Consider the following 902-nt stretch of genomic DNA (forward strand, 5'->3'; position numbering starts at 1 on the left):
AATAATGTTTCTTGGCAGGATTTATGGTTTGATATTATTTAGCCCGTCATTCCCGCGAAAGCGGGAATCCAGACCTTCGGGTAATGGCAATATTCAAAAGTTGTCTGAAAATTCAGAAGTTCTAGATTCCCGTTTTCACGGGAATGACGAAGAGTTGCAGGAATGATGAAGTTTCAGACGGCATCCGCCCTCACCGTCATTCCCGCGCAGGCGGGAATCCAGTGTGTTAGGTTTCAGTTGTTTTTGGGTTTCGGGTAATTTCCAAACCGTCATTCCCGCGAAAGCGGGAATCCAGCCCTTGTGGCAGCGGCAATATTCAAAAGTCGTCTGAAAATTCAGAAGTTCTAGATTCCCGTTTTCACGGGAATGACGAAAGGTTGCGGGAATTCGGTTTGTTCGGTTTCGGTTTTTTTTTTGGGGTTTCGGGCAACTTCTAAACCGTCATTCCCGCGAATGCGGGAATCCAGACCTTCGGGCGGCGGCAATATTCAAAGGTTGTCTGAAAGTTTGAGATTCTAGATTCCCGTTTTCACGGGAATGACGAAGAGTTGCGGAAATGACGAAGAGTTGTGGGAATGACGAAAAATTGTGGGAATGACGGCTCATAATAAAAAAACCTGCTTGAAACAAGCAGGTTTTTGAATTGGCACGCCCACGGGGATTCGAACCCCGGTTGCCGCCGTGAAAGGGCAGTGTCCTAGGCCTCTAGACGATGGGCGCGTGAAAGTACGTTATTCTACAAGGCTTCGGAAACTTGTCAAGCCTGTTGCGTAAAACCGACGGCGAAAATGTAAATTTTTGCTGATATTTATATATAAAATCTATAAATATCAACAAACTAATTGTATTTTTTTTTTTTTTTTTTTTTTTTTTTTTTTTTTTTTTTTTTTTTTTTTTTTTTC

Annotated in this window: 1 tRNA gene; it reads right to left on the reverse strand. The window is 42.7% G+C overall.

What is annotated here, in order from left to right:
- Positions 1 to 644 precede the first annotated feature (644 nt).
- Positions 645 to 720 (reverse strand) — tRNA-Glu (locus tag Q9J79_RS10285).
- Between the last annotated feature and the right edge of the window lie 182 nt (positions 721 to 902).

It is taken from the genome of Neisseria viridiae (assembly GCF_962747995.1).
Taxonomy (GTDB): Bacteria; Pseudomonadota; Gammaproteobacteria; order Burkholderiales; family Neisseriaceae; genus Neisseria; species Neisseria viridiae.